The sequence below is a fragment of the Treponema denticola genome (assembly GCF_024400535.1).
Lineage (GTDB): Bacteria > Spirochaetota > Spirochaetia > Treponematales > Treponemataceae > Treponema_B > Treponema_B denticola_C.
In genome coordinates, this window is sequence record NZ_CP038800.1 from 1,498,521 (window position 1) to 1,518,027 (window position 19,507).

Below are 19,507 nucleotides of genomic sequence, written 5' to 3' on the forward strand. Positions count from 1 at the left end.
TTATGCGTATGTCTTTTATAATTTGCGCGTTTTTAATATTTTTTTTATCTTCACAGTCAAAACTACCTTCTCCGCCTAAACCCTTTTTCGGGTTGGATAAGATTTTTCATAGTAATAGCTTTCGGCGCCTTTGCCTTTACACTGACTTTTTGGTTTAAAACTGAAAAATGGATAAGTAAGGCACAAAAATATGTTTTACTTGTGATCTGTATTACCGTCTTATACGGTTTAAGTGATGAAATACACCAGTATTTTGTTCCTAATCGAAGTTCTTCTGTTTACGACTTGTTAGCTGATGCTCTTGGAGCTTTTTTAGCTGTGGGCTTAAGACTTCTATTGATAAATAATTTTTACTTAAAGAGGAAGAATGTATGAAAATTGCCTTAATCGGCTGCGGACGAATTAGTTTTAAACACATTGAAGCCTTTGTTTTTATGAAAGGTAGGGTACAATTCGTTGCTGCCTGCGATCCTATTTTAGAGCGTGCTGAGGAAAAGCGGCTTGAATATAAAAAATCTCTTCCTAATGCAGATGTAAAAATTTTTGCAGACTACAAGGAAATGCTTAAAGAATGTAAACCCGATGTAGTAACAATTGCAACCGAGTCGGGTAAGCATAAGGATATAGCCGTACATTGTCTTAAAAACGGAGCCCATGTTATCTGCGAAAAGCCTATGGCTCTTTCTACTTCGGATGCTCAAACGATGATAGATACAGCTAAGCAAAACAATAAAAAATTAGCCGTTTGCTTTCAAAACCGCTTTAATGCTCCTGTAGTAAAAACACGGGAAGCCTTGGAGAAGGGACGCTTCGGTAAGATGCTTCACGGTATGATTCAGGTACGTTGGAACAGGAATGAAGGTTATTATGCTCAAGCCCCTTGGCGCGGAACTTGGGAGCAGGACGGCGGTACCCTGATGAATCAGTGTACTCATGGTATAGATCTTTTACAGTGGATGATGGGGGAGGATGCCGTAAGAGTTCAAGCTCAAACAAGGCGTTTTATGCGTCCTATTGAAGCCGAGGACTTCGGCTGTGCTATCGTAGAATTTGCATCCGGTGCTGTCGGTATAATAGAGGGCACCGCCGATGTTTACCCTAAAAACTTAAATGAAACCTTGAGCCTTTTCGGCACGGACGGTTCCGTTGTAATCGGAGGTCTTGCCGTAAATAAGATGGAAACGTGGCGTTTTGCCGATGCCGAAGAAGTAGGCGATACTGAAGAAATGGTTTTAAATCCTAATGAAAAGGATCCGCCTACGGTATACGGCTTCGGTCATACGGCTCTTTTTAATGATTTTATAGATGCAATAGAACAAGACCGTGAACCCCTTGTTTCCGGAGAAAAGGGTAAAAAAGCCTTAGAAATAATACTTGCAATTTATAAGTCCCAAAAAGCAGGGCAGCCCGTAAATCTGCCTTGCGGTTTTTCTACCATGGAAATGAAAGGGGTGCTAAAATGATGAATGTTCCGTTTTATACTGCAACAAGAGAATATAAAAATCTGAAAAATGAATTTGATTCTGCTTTATCATCCGTATTGGAAACAGGAGACTTTATTTTAGGAAAGGCTGTTAAAGATTTTGAAGAAAAAATCGCCTCTTATACGGGAGCAAAATATGCTGTTGGAGTTGCAAACGGAAGCGATGCCTTGGTGATCGCTTCGGATATCCTTGGGTTTAAAAATGGTGCCGAAGTTATTACTCCTGTGTTTACATTCTTTGCTTCAAGTTCTTGTATAGCTCGGCTAGGCGGTAAGCCTGTCTTTTGTGATGTAGATGAAGATACCTTTTGTATGGATATGAAGGATGCCGAAGCCCGTATTACAAAAAACACGGCAGGGCTTCTTCCAGTTCATTTATTTTTACAAACTGCCGACATGTCTTCCTGTATGGATTTGGCAAAAAAGCATAATCTTAAAGTACTTGAAGATGCGGCTGAAGCTTTCGGTATGAAGGAATTTTATAACGGTTCTTTACGCATAGCCGGAACCATAGGGGATATGGGAATCTACTCCTTCTTCCCGACAAAAACTTTGGGAGGCTACGGCGACGGCGGAATTATAATTACAAATAATGAAGAGTATTATCTAAAGGCAAAAAGTCTCCGCGTCCACGGAGCAACAAAAAAATATCATCATGATTATGTAGGATATAACTCCCGCCTTGACAGTTTACAAGCTGCGGTTTTAAGTGTAAAGTTAAAATATATTGATCAGGCAATTGAAAAAAGAGCGGCACACGCTAAACAATATCAAGAGCTTTTAAAGAATGTACCTCAGGTAAAAATTCCTGTTATAAAAACTAAAGGAAAAGAGGTTTATTATGTCTTTAATATTTTAGCCGAAAATCGTGATGAGCTGCAAGCCTATCTTACCGAAAACGGAATCGGCACAACCGTTTACTATCCTAAATGCTTACATGAACAGGAGTGCTTTAAATATCTCGGTTATAAAAAAGGAGACTTCCCCGTTGCCGAAAGACTCTGTGCTTCCGTTCTTGCTCTTCCTATGTATCCTGAGCTTACTCAAGATGAAATCAGCTATGTTTGTGAGAAGATAGGGGAGTTTTATAAAAGATAATTTTAAATTGATTTATAGACTTAGCGGGTTTAATCTAAAATGACGAAAAAATATATTGATAAGTCCAGAAATAAGATTAAGGTTTTGGATTGGAAAAAATATAGACCGGAAGGTTTTAATTCTGTTTCCGATTCCTATTATGTAAAACTTTCTTCTAGGATTTATAAAGAATTATTGGCTTTTTCGCCTGATACTGCGGTTTGGACTAAGGAATGTGTTAGAGAAATTTCAATAGTTTCATCTTCATACTTGGAGGATGTTGTATCTAATCTTGGAATTTTTAAGTCATTCAGGGATAAACATGAAGAGTTGTACGGTTCTAAACTGCCTTTTTTCAAAACAGGCAAAGATTATTTTGAAGATGCTGTTAATTATGTAGATGTATTGTTTTTAGTGTGGTATATTTCCTCGTTGCATATTTTTACTGACGGTTTTTTATTCCCTTTTGGCGGTACTGTTATAGATTTAGCCGATATTATTTATGATATCTTAGAAGATGAGTATGACGATGCTCCTATAAATAAGACTTATTCTGAAATATTTGAGGCTCTTGAAACTGATGATCCTGCTATTATGAGACTTGCTTGTTTTGAGATTGCAAGGTCGAATTATCTTTATGGGCCTGATATAATTTCAAGATTTAAAGATTATCTTGATGAACATATGGAAATTGCAGAAGATGATATAGAGGCTGCTTCTAATTATGCTTATCTGTTTCAAGTATTGTTTTCTTTTAAGGTAAGGTCTTGCTTACTTAGTATGGATATTTTTGAAATAGCTGGGCGGCTTGCCAAACATCATGGTAACGATGATATTGAGGTTTTTTCTGTCGAGCCTGAGTCTTTTATTTTTTCGCTTTTTGAAATTTTATATATAGGTGATGAGTACATAGAAGCAAGGCATTTTTCTTCAGGTGCTGTTATTCGGATTGTAAAGGAAACTTTTAGAGGTGCTGAATCTTTAAAACCTAATTTAAAATTGTTGTTAGGTGTTGTCAAAAAGTCCGAAAATTGGTATTTTTGCGGAGTGAGTATTTCAGGGGCTTCTTATGATGGTTTTAGTTATAAAAGGTATGAAGCTCATATATTTAATGATCATATGCGGCAAAGCACTGAAGAATCTTTGCAAAAACTGACCGATTTCTTTATTGAGAGGTATAAGGGAAAAATGTTGTTCCTGAGTCCTGAAGAAGCTCAAAAAATACCGGAAGATTTTTTTAAAGCATATAACAAAAAGAACAGTTTAGAAAAAAATCTGGATTATGATGAAGATGCTTCAGATTTGAATGATGGAATTGAAGAGTTGAAATTCCCCGGTACTGAAAAATATAACTGTTTATTTTAATTCAAAGAGCGGTTTTGAGTTTTATAATGGAGTTGCAGAGTGTATTGATGTGAAAGGAAATCCTTTTTTCAAGGAGCTTGATAAATACTGTGTTATGCACTTAATTTGTAGTAATCGTTATTCAACCGAGTTTTATAATGAAATTATTGATTTATTTTTTGTAAAAAAAGCTTTAAAAAAGATAAAGGACTACAATGAGTTTTCACGCAAGGAATTCGATTTTTTTAAGAGATTCTATTCCAGCGATAAATATAAGACAAAGCCTACTCTTGCACTTGTGAATGTAGTTGGGTAGATTTAATATGATGACCAATACCGAAAATATCCGCTGGAAACAGTGATTTCAAAATTTTGAAAAAGCTTTTTTTCTCTTAAAAGAAATTGTCGAATCGAAAGATGATTTATCCGAATATGAGGCTATTGTTCAGGAGGGAATTGTACAGCGGTTTGAATATACTTTTGAGCTCACATGAAAAACTCTAAAAGATAAGATGGAGTTTGACGGAATTAGTTTTGAAAGAATATCGTCTAAGTATGTTTTTAAGGATGCTTACAAGAGTAAATACATAGATGATATTGATATTTGGATTGAAATGACAAACAGCAGGAATCTTATGAGTCATACCTACGATTCTTTAAAGCTCCCCGAAATATTAAAAGACATAAAGGGAATGTTTTATCCTGGGATATTGAACATTTACAATTATTTTGAGAATGAAATATAAGTTTATGGATTTTGGCCTGACAGAATCTCAAAAAAATATTGATCGGTATTTTACAAAAATACATTAAGAGTGGAGAAGTAATAGTCTTTGGTTCTCGCGTAATTGGTACCAATACCGAAAGAAGTGATATAGATATAGCATTAAATAATATTGTGTTTTTTTCGCCTTATTCACTAGGCGATTTGATTGACGAAATAGCCGAGCCGGATTTCCCATATTTAGCTGATGTTGTGATTAATAAGGATATTACTAACCCTGCTTTGAAGGTTCATATTGATAGGGTGGGGCGGGGTTTGGTAATGATTGGTGATATATAACGCTTAGTATTTTTTTTTGACTGCCGAATTTAAAAGGGTTTTGATGGATATTGAATATATGGCTAAAATTATTTTGTACATGAACCAAGCTATGTGAATGAAGGTGCCGAGATAGGCGAGGGGGACAAAGATTTGGAATTTTACTCACATTATGAGCGGCACTAAGGTCGGTAAAAAATGCCCCATCGGACGGAATGTCAATATCGGCGGCAAGGCGGTTATCGGTAACGGTGTAAAAATTCAAAATAATGTTTCATTGTATGATGATGTTATAATCGAAGATGACGTGTTTTGCGTACTGTCCTGTGTATTTACAAACGTGATAAATCCTCGTTCTTTTATTGAACGCAAGCACGAATATAAGCAAATAAAGTATAACCATAAAACCTGTATCATCATTGAATGTGATATTTATTATTTACTAAAGTTAAAAGATAATTGATAGTCAAAAAAGTAAGGATAACAAATACTGTTTGGTTCATTTGTTGATTTTTGTGTAGGAGGTTTTATGAAAAGCGAAAATATCGGATGGTTTTTTGTATATTTTAAATCAGAAGCGGCTGCTAGTCGATTTATGTTAGATGATACTTTGGAAGTATCAAAGAATAATTTCGTTTCTACTACGTCTTTTTTAGCATATGCTAATTTTATTGATAGATTTAAAGATGATCATATATATATCGATATGGATGATTGTTTTTATTTGCAAGATGGCGTTGTATTAAATTGTTTTGGGACTCTTGGTGATAAAATTGTACATTCTGAAACTAAATTATTTTGGAAAAATTTTTATGGGCCTTTTGCTGGTGTTAAGTTTGATAAGAGAAATAAAACTGTTATAGCTTATACAAATCAGACAGGGGAAAAACCTGTTTATTACTTTTCTAACGAAGAATATTTTATGCTTTCTTCAAGTGTATATATTGTATCAAAAATTTTGCAGAAAAATAATTTACAATATACATTGAATGAAAAAACTGCAAATTTTCTTCTTACGTATTATCATACATTATTGGATAATACGATCATTTCTGAAGTTAAAAGATTGCGAGCAGGTCATTATCTTGTGTTTGAAGATAATCAATTAATAATAAAATCATATAAGGTGTTTGCACATCACATTGATGAAGCAATAACTGAAGATGATGCTGTTGAAGAAATTGATCGTTTATTTATGCGAGCTGTCCAGTATGAATTTAAGAAAGATGTTCAATATGGGTATAAACATTTTGTAACCTTAAGTGGCGGATTGGATAGTAGAATGACGTGTATGGTTGCCCATGAATTAGGCTATACCAATATGCTGGCTTTTCATTTTTCAAGTGCTGATTATTTTGAAGAGAGTATTGCTCGAAGAATTGCAACTGATTTGAGAATTGGTTATTTATATCGCTCCTTGAATGATTGTGAGGTCATTTATTCTTTAACAGATCTTATAAAATTGAATTACGGAAATGCGATTTATTCTGGTATTGGCGGTAGTTTTTGGGCTTACAAAAATTTGTATGAAAATAATTCGTGTTATGGTACTGTCCACACGGGACAAATCGGTGATGTGATTTTAGGAGGTTCTTTTTTTGAAATTCCAAAATTAGCAAAGCCTAATGATAAAAAAGTAGAATCAAAAATTATAGAACCATTTAAAATTGATTGGTCTCTTTATGAAAATGATGAACAAAAAGATATATATGAGCGGCTTTTTTCCGGAACTATAAGTGCACATCAAGTAACACAGCATTTTACAGAGGAAACTTCTCCATTTCTTGAGCCTGATTTTATGGATTTCTGCCTTTCTCTTCCTATTCGAATGAGATATAAAAATAATATATATCAGAAATGGATATTTAAAAAGCATCCTGATGCTGCCAAATATATTTGGGAAAAGACAGGCAAAAAAATAGATACTCTTTCAGTTGATTATATTAATAATATGAAAGTAGCCATGAAAAATGCTTCTTATATGCAATGGCTTGTGAAATTATATAGGTATACTAGAAAGAAAAAAATATTATATAAGGAAAATATGAATCCTTTTGAAAAATGGTATTTGGAAAATCCTATTTTAAAAAATTTTATAGATACTTATTATATCAACTACATCAGTAAAACTGATAGATATCCAAATGTAAAGATGGAGTGTGAGAGGGTTTTTGAGCAAGGAAGCGGGCGTGAAAAGTTGTTTGTATTGACGGTATTGGGAGTGATGAATCAGTATTTTTGATATGCAAATATGTAATTTTTTTAAAAAAATATTTAACCGAGGTGGTCTTCATATCTTTTCTGCAGGTATTATAAATAAGTTTCTTTCTTTTATTTCCATTTCGGTAATAGTTCGTGTATTGTCAAAAAGCGATTATGGTGTATTCGGTTACAGTTATAATCTTCTTGACTTTTTTATATTATTTCAGGGACTAGGATTACAGCATGGTGTTTTGCAGTTTTGCTCTGAATCGAATGATTTACAAAAGCAACAGGCTATTGCGGCTTTTACATTAAAGACGGGTACTGTATTTAATGTAATTCTGATGTTTTTAGGTCTTTTTTTTAGTTATATATATACTTTTAAGGTAAATACTGCTGTATATGTTTTTAGAAGTATTGTTGGACTATTATTGCTCTCCTATATGACGGTATGGGCGGAATCATATTTACGTGCAAAAAGTATGAATAAAGAATATGCATTGCTGACTAATATATCCTCAATTCTTATATTATTATTTTCTGTTACAGGAGCTTACTTTTTGGGGCTATTCGGTTATATAAGTGGTAGATATATTGGAAATATAGGAACCCTACTTTTTTTGTTATATCTTTTAAAAAAAGAAGTATATGTAATATTTACAACGAAAGTACACTCTATAGAAGATATAGAAAAAAAAGAAGTCTTAAAGTATTCCGTTGCTTGTATGGTTACGAATGCAATTAGTCATTCATTATATTTAGCTGATATATTTGTTATAGGAATAGTGAGTCCTGATCCTGTAATATTAGCCGATTATAAAGTCGCTACACAAATACCTTTTGCTTTGTATTTTGTAACGATGAGTATTGTTATTTTCATTTATCCGTATTTTGCAAAAAATAGACTTAATTTTAGCTGGCTAAAGACTAACAGTATTAGATTGTTAATGAGTAATTTTATCTTAAACTTCTGTATAGGTTTGTTTTTGGTTTTGTTTGCTAAACCTATTATTGCTATTGTATATGGAGAAAAATATGTGACAATTCTTCCGATTTTTAGAATATTAATAATCTCATATATAACGGCAGCTTCTTTACGGATACCCATAGGTAATATTTTGACTATGCTTCGGTGTGTAAAATATAATCTTATAAGTTCAATTTTTCTTGGTTTGATAAATATTGTATTAAATTATTATTTTATAAAATCAATGGGTGCTATAGGAGCTGCATGGTCAACTTTATTAACAGTTTCATTGTCCGGAGGTATGGATTTAATGATGTATGTATTTATCCTTGCTAGGCTTAAAAACAAAAGAAATATCTATGATGCAGACCGTTCATAAATTCCTTATTACAGGTAATAGTGATACTTTTTATATTCGATCATTTATAGAGTATGTCCTCGTACCGCTTGGTTATGATATCTATGTACAGCAAGATACTAAAGGCTTTGTGGAATTTTATGATAAGTATAATGTTCATTTTATTAAAACAGCACCTAAACGTTTTATATTTGCGCTTCCTAAGATTGGTACTGTTTTGCGTTTTATTTTAAATACATATTATCTACTGCGTGCAAGACCGTTTGAATTCATTCATATACAGTTTGTTACAAAGCGTTTATTGAAGCAAGCTCTTTTTATAAAAACGGAGAATACGAAAGTGGTTGCTTCTTTTTGGGGAAGCGATTTATTGCGACAAAAGAAAAAATACCTATTTTCTGAATTGGATATGCTTAATAAGCTCGATTTTATTAGCGGTGATGCCTATATACTACAAGATAAATATAATGAAATTTTCCCCTCTGCAAAGAATGCTCTTAATGTTATATACTATGGGGTGACATTATTTCCTTATATTGATAAATGTCTTTTAACAAAAGATACGTTAAAGCCCGAATTGGGCATATCTAAAGATAAAATAATAGTTTCAATTGGATATAATGCCGGTTGGTTTCAGCAGCATGATAAAGTTATAAGAAGCCTTATGACTCTTTCGCAAAAAGAAAAAAACAGATATGTACTTTTTTTGCAATTATATGCTGCACGCACTGATGAAACATATTTTGCATCGCTACTGAAAATGCTCGAGATTAGCGGATTTGAATATAGAATTTATGATAAATATATTTCAAATGATGATATGGCTAAACTGAGGGTTGTAACGGATATTTTTATTAATGCGCAAACGACTGATGCTTTTTGCAATACAATAAAAGAATATATGTATGCTTATACCCATATAATCAATGCTTCTTGGCTTCATTATCCCGAAATTGATAAATTTGGACTTAATGTTTTTGAATTTAAATCTTTTAGTGAAATCCCTGCTTTATTAGATAGCCGGTTGTCGGATAGAGAGCTTGAAAGCAATCGTGCTATAATTGCAAAAGAAGGTTCGTGGGATACATGTCGTGAAAAATGGACGGCAGTATATTGCCGAAAGGATCAATAATATGTTTAACCTTGAAAAATTTATTTCTCATAATGTGATTAAACGCAATGAGAGTCTTTTTCAGAAAGATGTGGATGCGAATGGCGAGAAATTAAAGCAAGCGATTTCTAATAAGCGTCTGCTTGTTATTGGAGGGGCAGGAAGTATCGGCAGTGCTTTTATTAAGGAGTGTCTTTTATTTAAACCGAAGTCATTAGTCGTTGTTGATATTAATGAAAATGGTCTTACTGAACTTACACGTGATTTAAGAAATACCTCCGGATTGACTATTCCTGATGATTATGCCTTTTATCCCATCAGCTACGCATCTGATGTTTTTAGAAAAATGTATCAAAATCGTGGCGGTTTTGATATTGTCGCAAATTTTTCCGCACATAAACACGTGCGAAGTGAAAAAGATATCTACTCCATAGAAGCTATGCTTAAAAATAATCTTCTCGATGCCCGTAACTTACTTGATTTCCTTGTAAAACTGCCGCCGCGTATCTTTTTTTGTGTTTCAACTGATAAAGCTGCAAATCCGGTCAATATTATGGGCGCAAGTAAACGCGTTATGGAAGATATGATATTTTCTTATTCAAACTATTTTTCAATAAAAACGGCTAGGTTTGCTAATGTTGCTTTTTCTAATGGCTCATTACCGGCAGGTTTCCTTAATAGACTCGATAAGCTTCAGCCTATTAGCGCTCCCTCTGATGTAAAACGCTATTTTGTGTCTCCTAAGGAAAGCGGGCAAATTTGTATGTTAGCCTGTATGCTGGGGGAAAATTGTGAGATTTATTTTCCTAAATTAAAAGCGGAAGAAATGCTGACGTTTTCAAATATTGCCAGTGCATTACTGACTGAAAAAGGTTATTCTGTAGATTATTGCGATTCCGACATGGAAGCATTAAGAAAGTCTGAAAGACTTAAGCTTGGTAGTATGGACTATCCTGTGCATTATTCTTCTAGTGATACAACCGGAGAGAAGCAATATGAAGAGTTTTATACGAGTGATGAAATAGCAGATATGAGCCAATTTTCTGCTTTGGGCGTGATAAAAAACATTACTATTCCTTCAGAACAAAAAATAGATTTATTGTTTAGTAAACTTCATGCAGTACTGAAAAAGCAATGTTATGATAAAGCTGAGATTATCGAAGTGTTTAAGTGGTATCTTCCTAATTTTGCACATGAAGAAAAAAACAAGTCACTTGACGGAAAAATGTAATAGATTGCAACGATTATAGAGGAGAAATAATAAATGAAATATCAGAATGTAGTTGATTTTATTAGACAATTGTATAAAAATTCAACTTCAATTTTTCTTCATAATCCTATTTTTCTAGGTAATGAGAAAAAATATTTAAATGATTGTATTGATAGTACATATGTTTCGAGTGTCGGTGAATATGTTACTCGTTTTGAAAATGATATTGAAGCATATACCGGTGCAAAACGTGCTGTAGTCTGTGTTAATGGTACTATGTCTTTATTTATGGCTCTGAAACTTGCTGGTGTAAAACCTAATGATGAAGTTATTACGCAGCCACTAACATTTATAGCAACAGTTAATGCAATTGTATACTGTTATGCAGAGCCGATTTTTTTAGATGTTGATGAAGAGACCATGAGTCTGTCACCCATGAAAATGAAAACATGGCTGGAACGAAATGCTGAAATTAAAAATGGTGTATGTTATAATAAATTAACGGAGAGAAGAATTTCTGCTTGTGTGCCGATGCATACTTTTGGTATGCCTGCAAAATTAAATGAGCTTTTGGATGTTTGTGAAGAGTGGAAGCTTACATTAATAGAAGATGCTGCTGAAAGTATTGGAAGTTTCTATAAAGGTAGACATACAGGGACGTTGGGAAAAATAGGGTGTATGAGTTTTAATGGTAATAAGACTATTACTTGTGGCGGTGGTGGTATATTATTATTCAATGATAAAACTTTAGGTGATTATGCAAAACACATTACAACACAGGCAAAAATACCACATCGATGGGAATTTAAACATGACGCAGTTGGATATAACTTTAGAATGCCTAATATTAATGCGGCACTTGGGTGTGCTCAACTCGAATGTTTAAGTGAAATTCTTCTTAACAAGCGTACTACAGCTGAAGAATATAGAAAATATTTTGCAACGTGTTCTAATATAGAATATTTTGATGAGCCTAAAAATTGTAATTCAAATTTTTGGCTTAATTCAATCTTGCTGAAAAATAGATATGAAAGAGATTTATTCTTACAAGAAACAAATGATAATGGGATTCAAACACGTCCTATATGGGCACTGATGAATACACTCCCAATGTTTGCTAATTGTCAATGTGACTATTTAGAGACGGCAAATATGTTTGCGGACAGAGTTGTTAATATACCTAGTGGGTATAGATAGTATGTAGTGGAGTCTTATTTCATTGCCCAATACACAAATTGAATATATTTGCGATAGTGTGAAGGAAGTACTTGAGTGATACAAGATCAAAAAATAACAGCTATACTAATTTTTGTTAATACAAAGCTTATCGAGGCATTAAAGAGAATGGATGAATCTGGTCATAAGTTACTGATAGTGATGGATGGCGATTTATTTTTTGGCGTAATTAGTATTGGTGATTTACAGCGGTGTATACTTAATTGTGTAGATTTAAATTCTTTTGTCAAGGATTATATACGTAGTGATATTATATTTGCGTATGATAGTACTTCTGAAGAAAAAATTAGAACCCAAATGATTAAATTCCGAATGGAATTTATGCCGATTATAGATAATTCGAGACATCTTATTAATGTGATTTTTTGGGAAGATTTATTTTCTTCAGAAATGGAGAGTATTGCCTTGACTGAAAGCTGTCCGGTTGTGATTATGGCCGGCGGTTTAGGTACAAGACTTCGCCCCCTTACTAATATTATTCCGAAACCTCTGATTCCAATAAATGAAAAAACGATTATTGAATATATTATCGATCGTTTTAAAAAAGTCGGCTGTAATGACTTCTATTGTTCTATAAATTACAAGGCTGAAATGATCAAATATTATTTATCATCTGTGGGGATAGAAATTTCATATTTTCAAGAGCCACATCCGCTTGGCACTGCAGGTTCTTTGTATTTGTTGAGAGATAAACTTACTACCACATTTTTTGTGATAAATTGTGATATACTTTTAGATATAGAATTATCAGATTTATTGGCATTTCACCGAAGCAATAATAATATGATAACACTTGTTTCTGTTGTAAAAAATTTTCAGTTGCCTTATGGTGTCCTAAAAACGAAGGATAATGGGGAGCTTTTTGAATTGCAAGAAAAGCCTGAGACTATTTATCAAATTAATTCCGGTTTGTATGTTGTGGAACCTGCTGTATTCGATTTTATAGAAGATAATACTTTTTTACATATTACAACTTTAATTGAAAAACTGATTAAAACCGGTAATCGGGTAGGGGTTTTTCCTGTCAATGAGCACTCGTGGGTTGATATGGGAAATTGGGATGAATATCTTAAATTAATTCAAGTAAGATAAGTGCTATTGTTGATATTATCATAAAGTATAATATGAGAAAAGATAGGATGTTATATGCGTATAATAATAATTACACAAGGTATTTCTCCGATTGTTTATCCGCTTTTAACATCTAAATACGATGTTGTAGGGATTATTGAATGTGCTCCACGCGGTTATACTAAAAGGAAAAACAGCTGTTTTCTATTAAAAAAGCTGTATTATTTTTTATTTCGGATTGCAACATTGAAAGCTATTTCGAAAAACAAGCAAATACCATATTATTTTATGACATCTGCTGATGATGTGCAATTACAAACATGGGTAAAAAATCTGTCGCCGGATTTAATGGTTGTGTTTAGTATGTCGCAATTATTAAAACCTATTATTTATAAAATTCCAAAATATGGAACAATAAATATTCATCCGTCAATTTTACCTAAATATAGGGGACCAAATCCTGAATTTTGGCACTATATGAATATGGAAAAAGAACAAGGAATAACCATTCATTATATTGATGAAGGTGAAGATACCGGTGATATTCTTTATCAGCAGATTGTATCGGTGCCATTAGGCATGAAGTCTCCAGAAAGGTTAGACCTTTTGATAACGAATACTGCTGTTCCTGCTCTTTTTGATGTTATTGATGGCATCCAAAATAGTACTATAGTGCCACATGTACAGCCGGTAGAATCTCCTACGCCTCGTGCACGAAATATAAAGGAATCTGAGCATAGTAAATGTATTGACTGGAATATCTGGTCTGTTGAGAAAATCTGGAATATATTACGCGGCACAGAGTTATGGCTTAATGCATTACCTGCACCTACGGGTTTCTATACTGGAAGCCGTTGGATTATTGATGATTTTGTAAAAATACCGATAGAAGACCAATATGAATATGGTAAAATATATAAAAATAAAAAATGTCATTATGTTGTATGTAAGGATGGAATTATATATATTCATCGCGAGTTTAAACTGATGAATTTAATTAAAAGGTATATCATCTCGTGTTTCATGTAATAATATGACATCATGGATATCTAATCAAAAGATAGGGGTTAAACCTGTTGAAAAATATTTTGATACTAACATGGATGAAGATCGATATTATATGATTTGTAATTTTAAAGTTAAGGAAAAATAAATGTCTGAAATATATAAAATAGGATATTATGATAATTACCCGCTTGCCTTGGATGGTTGGCTTAAATGGAATGAAGAAAAGTGGAATGTTAAAGCCGAACGGGTTGTGTATACAAAAAATGGAAAAGAATATCCTCGTATTGAAGGTGTGATTTATATTAATAATAATGGAAATGTTGTAATGCCTCCGCGTAATCCGTATTTACCATTTCAATTTTCCGCTTTGACCATAAAAAATGATAGACTGTATGTTGACTATCAAGATGTTATGCAGTTGTTTGTCGAGGATTTATTGAAGCACGGAGTTTTTGGCGAGATTGCATTACCTCCGGGATTTATTGACGCGCGTCCATTCCAGTGGAATAACTTTATTGTAGAACCGCGATATACTTTTTTGCAGAACATGACTAATGAGTATGAACATGCAAAGCATATAAAAAAGAATATTAATAAAGCTTTCGAGAAGGGCTATATTGTTGAACGTTCTGGTGATTGGGGAGCAATTGCCGATTGTTTAAAAGGAACTGAAGATGTAAAAGGTTTCTCGCATCATACTTCTTCTGAAGATTTAAAAAAATGTGATGACTTACTAGGTAATGATATTTTTAGAGGTTATCTGGTAAAAGATGCTACAGGACAGCCCGTTTCCGGAGGCTTGCGCTTAGTGCTGAAGGATGGAATTACTATTGATTGGTCTCAAGGTGCAATACGTGAGCATTTAAAAAATGGGGTTAATCAGCTTATTTATGATTTTGTTTTACAAGATGTAAAAGATTCCGGGGCTATTGGCTTTGATTGGGTTGGAGCTAATATACCTCCGGTAGCATTAGCAAAATCTGCCTGGGGTGTACCACTAGTACCGTACTTAGCAATACGTCAAAAAAACTTTCGGTATATCGGGAGTGTGTGTAAATCATATATAAAGTCTGCAATTTTCAAGAGATAGTTGCGTATGTTAAAAATACAAATTCCAAATTTTTGCGTTTCCGAAATTGAATATGCCTGTTCCGTTGTTTTTACCGAATGGCTTGGCATCGATTATGAAATTACAACTACAGAACAAAATACTATTTTTATATCCTCCGGTAATAATACATTGCGGCTTAATGCGGACTTTTTTATCAAAGCTTCATCGGATTGGCTTGGTAATACTTCAATGCCTGCTTTACCTCTAGAGTGGTACAATTTGAATGGGTTAAAAAATACTTTATCAAATGAGCTTCATGTTTGTGAGACAGAACTTCCTGTTTTATATGGGGTGCCGGAAATAACGATTGCTGAAAATAGTATTGATTGCAGAATAGATGTTTTAGGCAGCATTTTTTTCATGCTTTCCCGTTACGAAGAAATTGTTGTAAAAGAACGGGATCAACATAACCGCTTTTCTGCAAAATCTTCTATAGCATATAAAGAAAATTTTTTATTTCGTCCTATTGTAAATGAGTATGTGGAACTTTTATTTACGTTGCTTCAATATTTATTTCCGCAGATAGAGCGAAAAAAAATGCAATTTAGAATATCTCCTACTCATGATGTTGATGTACCTTTTTTATATTTAAATACTCCTTTTTTGTGTATAGTTAAACATATGGGTGGAGATATTATAAAAAGAATGTCACCAAAAGCAGCTTTGGGTACTTATAAAAATTGGAAAAAAATAAAAGTGGGGGATAGTAAAGCTGATCCTGCATATTCATTTGATTTTATAATGCAGGAAAGCGAAAAGCGTAGCTTAAAAAGTGCTTTTTAATTTTTACCTTCAAGCAGTCCTGAAATGAAAATTAAATATCCTGTAACACTTCCCGAAATGACCTCTCTTTTAAGAGGAATTGATAAACACGGACATGAAATAGGTATACACGGTTTTTATGGAACCTATTTGGATAAAAAAGCTTTTAATGATGATATAAGGTTGTTGCAAAATACTTGTGATTCTCTTGGAATTGAACAAAGAATAGGGGGCGGTAGACAGCATTATTTGCAATGGCAAAATCCTGATACTTTTAATGTTTGGGAAAGTGCAGGCATGGAATATGATTCAACTTTAAGTTTTGCCGATATGCCCGGATTCCGTTGTGGTTCATGTTATGAATATTCAGTCTATGATTGTGTAAAGCGTAAAAAGCTAAAACTTAAAGAGCACCCTCTTATTGCAATGGAATGTTCAATTATTGCGGAAAGGTATATGAATTTAGGTTTAACTGATCAAGCATTAGAAGTGTTTAAACAGTTAAAAGCTAAGTGTAGGTTTTATAAGGGAAATTTTGTGCTGCTGTTTCATAATACTGAGCTAATAGCAGATAAGCAAAAAGAATTTTATATAAAAGTTTTAGATTGTTAATGGTAAAAACAGGAAGTTTTTATGCACATACTAACCATAATCGGTGCTCGACCGCAGTTTATTAAAGCCGCGGTGTTGAGCCGTTACATTAGAAATAATCCTCACTTGGGTATAAAAGAAACTCTCATTCATACAGGTCAGCATTATGATCAAAATATGAGCGATATTTTTTTTGATGAGATGGATATTCCGTACCCCGACTATAACTTGCAAATCGGTTCCGGTTCTCACGGAAAGATGACAGGGCTAATGCTCGAAAAGATTGAGGCATTACTGTTAGACTTAAAGCCTGATGCGGTGCTGGTCTATGGCGATACTAATTCTACGTTAGCCGGAGCCTTAGCTGCGAGTAAGTTGCATATTCCGGTAGCACATGTGGAAGCCGGTTTACGCTCCTATATGATGGTAATGCCGGAAGAGCAAAACCGTAGACTTACTGATCATCTTTCAACGTGGCTTTTTTGCCCGACAGATACAGCTGTAGACAACCTCAAGAAAGAAGGCATTATTTCTACGAGCAGCTTACCGTCTGCGGATAATAAAATCGTATGCAAAACGGGCGATATTATGTATGACGCTTCGCTTTATTACCGCAAAAAAAATGTTTCATTGCAAACGCCTAACGATTTTATTCTCTTGACTATACATCGGGCGGAAAATACCGATGATCTGGTTCGTTTAAAAAGTATTGTAAACGCAATCAATGCTGTTTCTGAAAAAAAATTTATTTTTCCTGTTCACCCGCGAACAAAAAAAATCCTTGCTGAACAAGGTTTGCAATTTGCTTCTCATGTTAAGCTGATAGACCCTGTCGGTTATTTGGAAATGCTTAAATATGAAGATGTTTGCTCTGCTGTGCTTACCGATTCAGGCGGTGTACAAAAAGAAGCTTTCTTTTTTCAAAAGCCGTGTATAACTATGCGGGATACTACCGAGTGGATCGAGCTTGTCTCTTCCGGATGGAATACGCTTACTGGTGCTGATACTGAAAAAATTGTATCGGCTATTCGAAATATTCATATTCCGGAGAATTATCCTCAACTTTACGGTGAGGGACATACGGCAGAAAAAATCATAGAGGTTTTACGAAAATAAGTATGAGTAAAATCAGGATAAAAGATTTTGGACCTATTCATTCAGGTTTTCAGAAAGATAATTTTTTTGATATTAAAAAGCTCACTTTGTTTGTGGGACATCAAGGTGCAGGTAAGAGTTCCGTTGCAAAATTGGTTTCTTCTTTTGAATGGCTGGAAAAGGCTCTTTTACGGCGGGATTTACCTTCAAAAATACTTTCAGAAAATACTGTAAAGACAAGTAGTTTTTTTAAAGAGTTATTTAACTACCATAATATTTTATCCTATTTTTCAGATAAAACGGAAATAGATTATATAGGTCAGTACTATCATTTTACTATCCGAGGGAAGAATTTAACTTTAGAAAGCAAAAAAACGGAAGATTCTATTTATGAAATGCCTAAGATTATATATATACCTTCGGAAAGAAATTTTATTTCTTCGGTTGAGTCTCCTGAAACAATATCAGGTATTGCTCCCGCTTTACATACTTTTCTTGAAGAAAGCCTTAAAGCCGGAAGGAATCTTGATGGTATGAAATTTAAGTTGCCCATTAAAAATATTTTTTTGCAATATAATAAAGACAAAAAAGAATTTTTTATTATGGACAATAATGCAAAATACAAAATTAACTTAACAGAATCTGCAAGCGGCTTTCAGTCATCGTCATTATTGTCTCTCGTAAGTACATATCTTTCCGGTTGTATTGATAAACCTGACTTTGATTCAAAACGAAAAATGCCTGTTGAATTACAGGAAAATGTAATTGCAAAATATAATAAGTTGTTAAGTGGTATGGGAGTAGCAGCTTCTCTTTTAGGAGTTGTTTTGTCTAGTTCTTTTTTAATACCCGCCGGTTTAATGGCTATACTTACAGCGGCCGGTATTAGCTTACCTCCTAAGAAAAAAAAACAATCCGGTGATGATAAACTGGCATTTACAATAAGAAAATATTTTGATGGAGTAATACCTCTCTATTTTTTTAATATTGTGGAAGAGCCTGAACAAAATTTGTTCCCTAACTCTCAAAAGGATGTAGTTTTTCATTTATTGGAATGTTTGAATAAAAATACAAACAACAAGCTGCTTGTTACCACCCATAGTCCCTATGTGCTTGAAACTTTCAATAATTGTATTTATGCAGGGGTCTTGCAAAGAAGAAGGATCGATGTAAAACATATTATCGCTTTGCCGTATCAAATCCATTATGATGACGTTGCCGCTTATGCAATAAAAAATGGAAGTATTATTGATATAAAACGAAACGATTTATATCAAATCGATCCTGCTGAGATTGACTTGTATTCTTCTGAAATTAATGAAGTGTATACCAAATTATTGGATGCCGATTATGAAAGAACTGATGAAAAAAATACCTGATGAGTGTTGTGAATACTATGGTAATGATAAAATATTGGTATGCCAGGAGAACAAGCGAAAATTTGTAATGCACAATAACTCCGGCAGAAACCTTATCAAAATTCGTGTTGACGGTTGCTTGATTACTTCAGGTACTCGATGTGATTTTGCTGTAGATGATAATAGTACGAATGTGTATTTGATAGAGCTAAAAGGTAAAGATTTACGGAAGGCTTGTATTCAGTTAAAAACCTCATATAAGTATTTTAAGAAGAATTTTAGTTATAAAACTATACATTGCCGTGTGGTTCTATCAAAAATCTCGAGCCCGGCGGTGACCTCATGTGAATTAAAAGAGATGTTAAAAATGGTTAAAGAAGAAAAAATATCCTTTAAATATAAAAATGAGCGTTTAGATGAAATTCTTGAATAGATAAAAATATATTCTTGAAATTGCTTGGTTTAGTATGTACAATAAACT

General features: G+C 33.5%; 19 protein-coding genes and 2 pseudogenes. All 21 read left to right on the top strand.

The window, feature by feature from the left end:
• Positions 1–84: 84 nt before the first annotated feature.
• Positions 85–375: pseudogene (locus E4N78_RS13825) on the top strand (VanZ family protein); the annotation flags it as partial.
• Positions 372–1,463 (top strand): Gfo/Idh/MocA family protein, encoded by a 1,092-nt coding sequence (locus E4N78_RS07030; RefSeq protein ID WP_255809860.1) that lies wholly within the window; start codon positions 372–374, stop codon positions 1,461–1,463. The pseudogene E4N78_RS13825 and the gene E4N78_RS07030, both read left to right, overlap by 4 nt.
• Entirely contained in the window at positions 1,460–2,581 is a 1,122-nt protein-coding gene (locus E4N78_RS07035; protein ID WP_255809861.1) for a DegT/DnrJ/EryC1/StrS family aminotransferase, read from the top strand. Before E4N78_RS07030 ends, E4N78_RS07035 begins: the two co-directional genes overlap by 4 nt.
• A gap of 39 nt (positions 2,582–2,620) precedes the next feature.
• The gene (locus E4N78_RS07040) at positions 2,621–3,925 is read left to right on the top strand and encodes a DUF3843 family protein (protein WP_255809862.1); all 1,305 of its coding nucleotides are present in this window, start codon (positions 2,621–2,623) and stop codon (positions 3,923–3,925) included.
• A 94-nt stretch (positions 3,926–4,019) separates the two neighbouring features.
• Positions 4,020–4,220 carry a hypothetical protein gene (locus E4N78_RS07045; protein WP_255809863.1) on the top strand — a complete coding sequence of 67 codons (201 nt, stop codon included), beginning with the start codon at positions 4,020–4,022 and terminating at the stop codon, positions 4,218–4,220.
• A 58-nt stretch (positions 4,221–4,278) separates the two neighbouring features.
• A pseudogene (locus E4N78_RS07050) lies at positions 4,279–4,650 on the top strand (HI0074 family nucleotidyltransferase substrate-binding subunit); the annotation flags it as partial.
• 38 nt (positions 4,651–4,688) lie between these two features.
• A complete protein-coding gene (locus tag E4N78_RS07055; RefSeq protein WP_255809864.1) occupies positions 4,689–4,967 on the top strand; it encodes a nucleotidyltransferase domain-containing protein in 279 nt (92 codons plus the stop codon).
• 151 nt (positions 4,968–5,118) lie between these two features.
• On the top strand, positions 5,119–5,409 hold the full coding sequence (locus E4N78_RS07060) for an LbetaH domain-containing protein (RefSeq protein ID WP_370644876.1): 291 nt from the start codon (positions 5,119–5,121) through the stop codon (positions 5,407–5,409).
• A 66-nt stretch (positions 5,410–5,475) separates the two neighbouring features.
• Positions 5,476–7,188 (top strand): asparagine synthetase B family protein, encoded by a 1,713-nt coding sequence (locus tag E4N78_RS07065; protein ID WP_255809865.1) that lies wholly within the window; start codon positions 5,476–5,478, stop codon positions 7,186–7,188.
• 1 nt (position 7,189) lies between these two features.
• A complete protein-coding gene (locus tag E4N78_RS07070; protein ID WP_255809866.1) occupies positions 7,190–8,494 on the top strand; it encodes an oligosaccharide flippase family protein in 1,305 nt (434 codons plus the stop codon).
• Positions 8,475–9,605, top strand: a complete 1,131-nt coding sequence (locus tag E4N78_RS07075; protein WP_255809868.1) for a glycosyltransferase family protein — start codon at positions 8,475–8,477, stop codon at positions 9,603–9,605. The genes E4N78_RS07070 and E4N78_RS07075 overlap by 20 nt, the downstream gene beginning before the upstream one ends.
• The gene (locus E4N78_RS07080) at positions 9,565–10,815 is read left to right on the top strand and encodes a polysaccharide biosynthesis protein (protein ID WP_255809869.1); all 1,251 of its coding nucleotides are present in this window, start codon (positions 9,565–9,567) and stop codon (positions 10,813–10,815) included. The genes E4N78_RS07075 and E4N78_RS07080 overlap by 41 nt, the downstream gene beginning before the upstream one ends.
• Before the next feature lie 33 nt (positions 10,816–10,848).
• Positions 10,849–11,991, top strand: coding sequence for a LegC family aminotransferase (locus E4N78_RS07085; RefSeq protein WP_255809871.1), 1,143 nt, complete (start codon positions 10,849–10,851; stop codon positions 11,989–11,991).
• Positions 11,992–12,066: 75 nt separating this feature from the next.
• Entirely contained in the window at positions 12,067–13,122 is a 1,056-nt protein-coding gene (locus E4N78_RS07090; protein WP_255809873.1) for a nucleotidyltransferase family protein, read from the top strand.
• A gap of 54 nt (positions 13,123–13,176) precedes the next feature.
• Entirely contained in the window at positions 13,177–14,130 is a 954-nt protein-coding gene (locus E4N78_RS07095; RefSeq protein WP_255809875.1) for a methionyl-tRNA formyltransferase, read from the top strand.
• A gap of 124 nt (positions 14,131–14,254) precedes the next feature.
• Complete coding sequence (locus E4N78_RS07100; RefSeq protein WP_255809876.1) at positions 14,255–15,199, top strand: hypothetical protein; 945 nt, start codon at positions 14,255–14,257, stop codon at positions 15,197–15,199.
• A gap of 6 nt (positions 15,200–15,205) precedes the next feature.
• Positions 15,206–16,003 (top strand): DUF7033 domain-containing protein, encoded by a 798-nt coding sequence (locus E4N78_RS07105; RefSeq protein WP_255809880.1) that lies wholly within the window; start codon positions 15,206–15,208, stop codon positions 16,001–16,003.
• Between the two features lie 24 nt (positions 16,004–16,027).
• Positions 16,028–16,594 carry a polysaccharide deacetylase family protein gene (locus E4N78_RS07110; RefSeq protein ID WP_255809881.1) on the top strand — a complete coding sequence of 189 codons (567 nt, stop codon included), beginning with the start codon at positions 16,028–16,030 and terminating at the stop codon, positions 16,592–16,594.
• 21 nt (positions 16,595–16,615) lie between these two features.
• Positions 16,616–17,689, top strand: a complete 1,074-nt coding sequence (wecB, locus tag E4N78_RS07115; protein WP_255809883.1) for a non-hydrolyzing UDP-N-acetylglucosamine 2-epimerase — start codon at positions 16,616–16,618, stop codon at positions 17,687–17,689.
• Between the two features lie 2 nt (positions 17,690–17,691).
• Entirely contained in the window at positions 17,692–19,047 is a 1,356-nt protein-coding gene (locus E4N78_RS07120) for an ATP-binding protein (RefSeq protein ID WP_255809884.1), read from the top strand.
• Entirely contained in the window at positions 19,019–19,459 is a 441-nt protein-coding gene (locus tag E4N78_RS07125) for a hypothetical protein (protein ID WP_255809885.1), read from the top strand. The genes E4N78_RS07120 and E4N78_RS07125 overlap by 29 nt, the downstream gene beginning before the upstream one ends.
• The last annotated feature ends 48 nt before the right edge of the window (positions 19,460–19,507 follow it).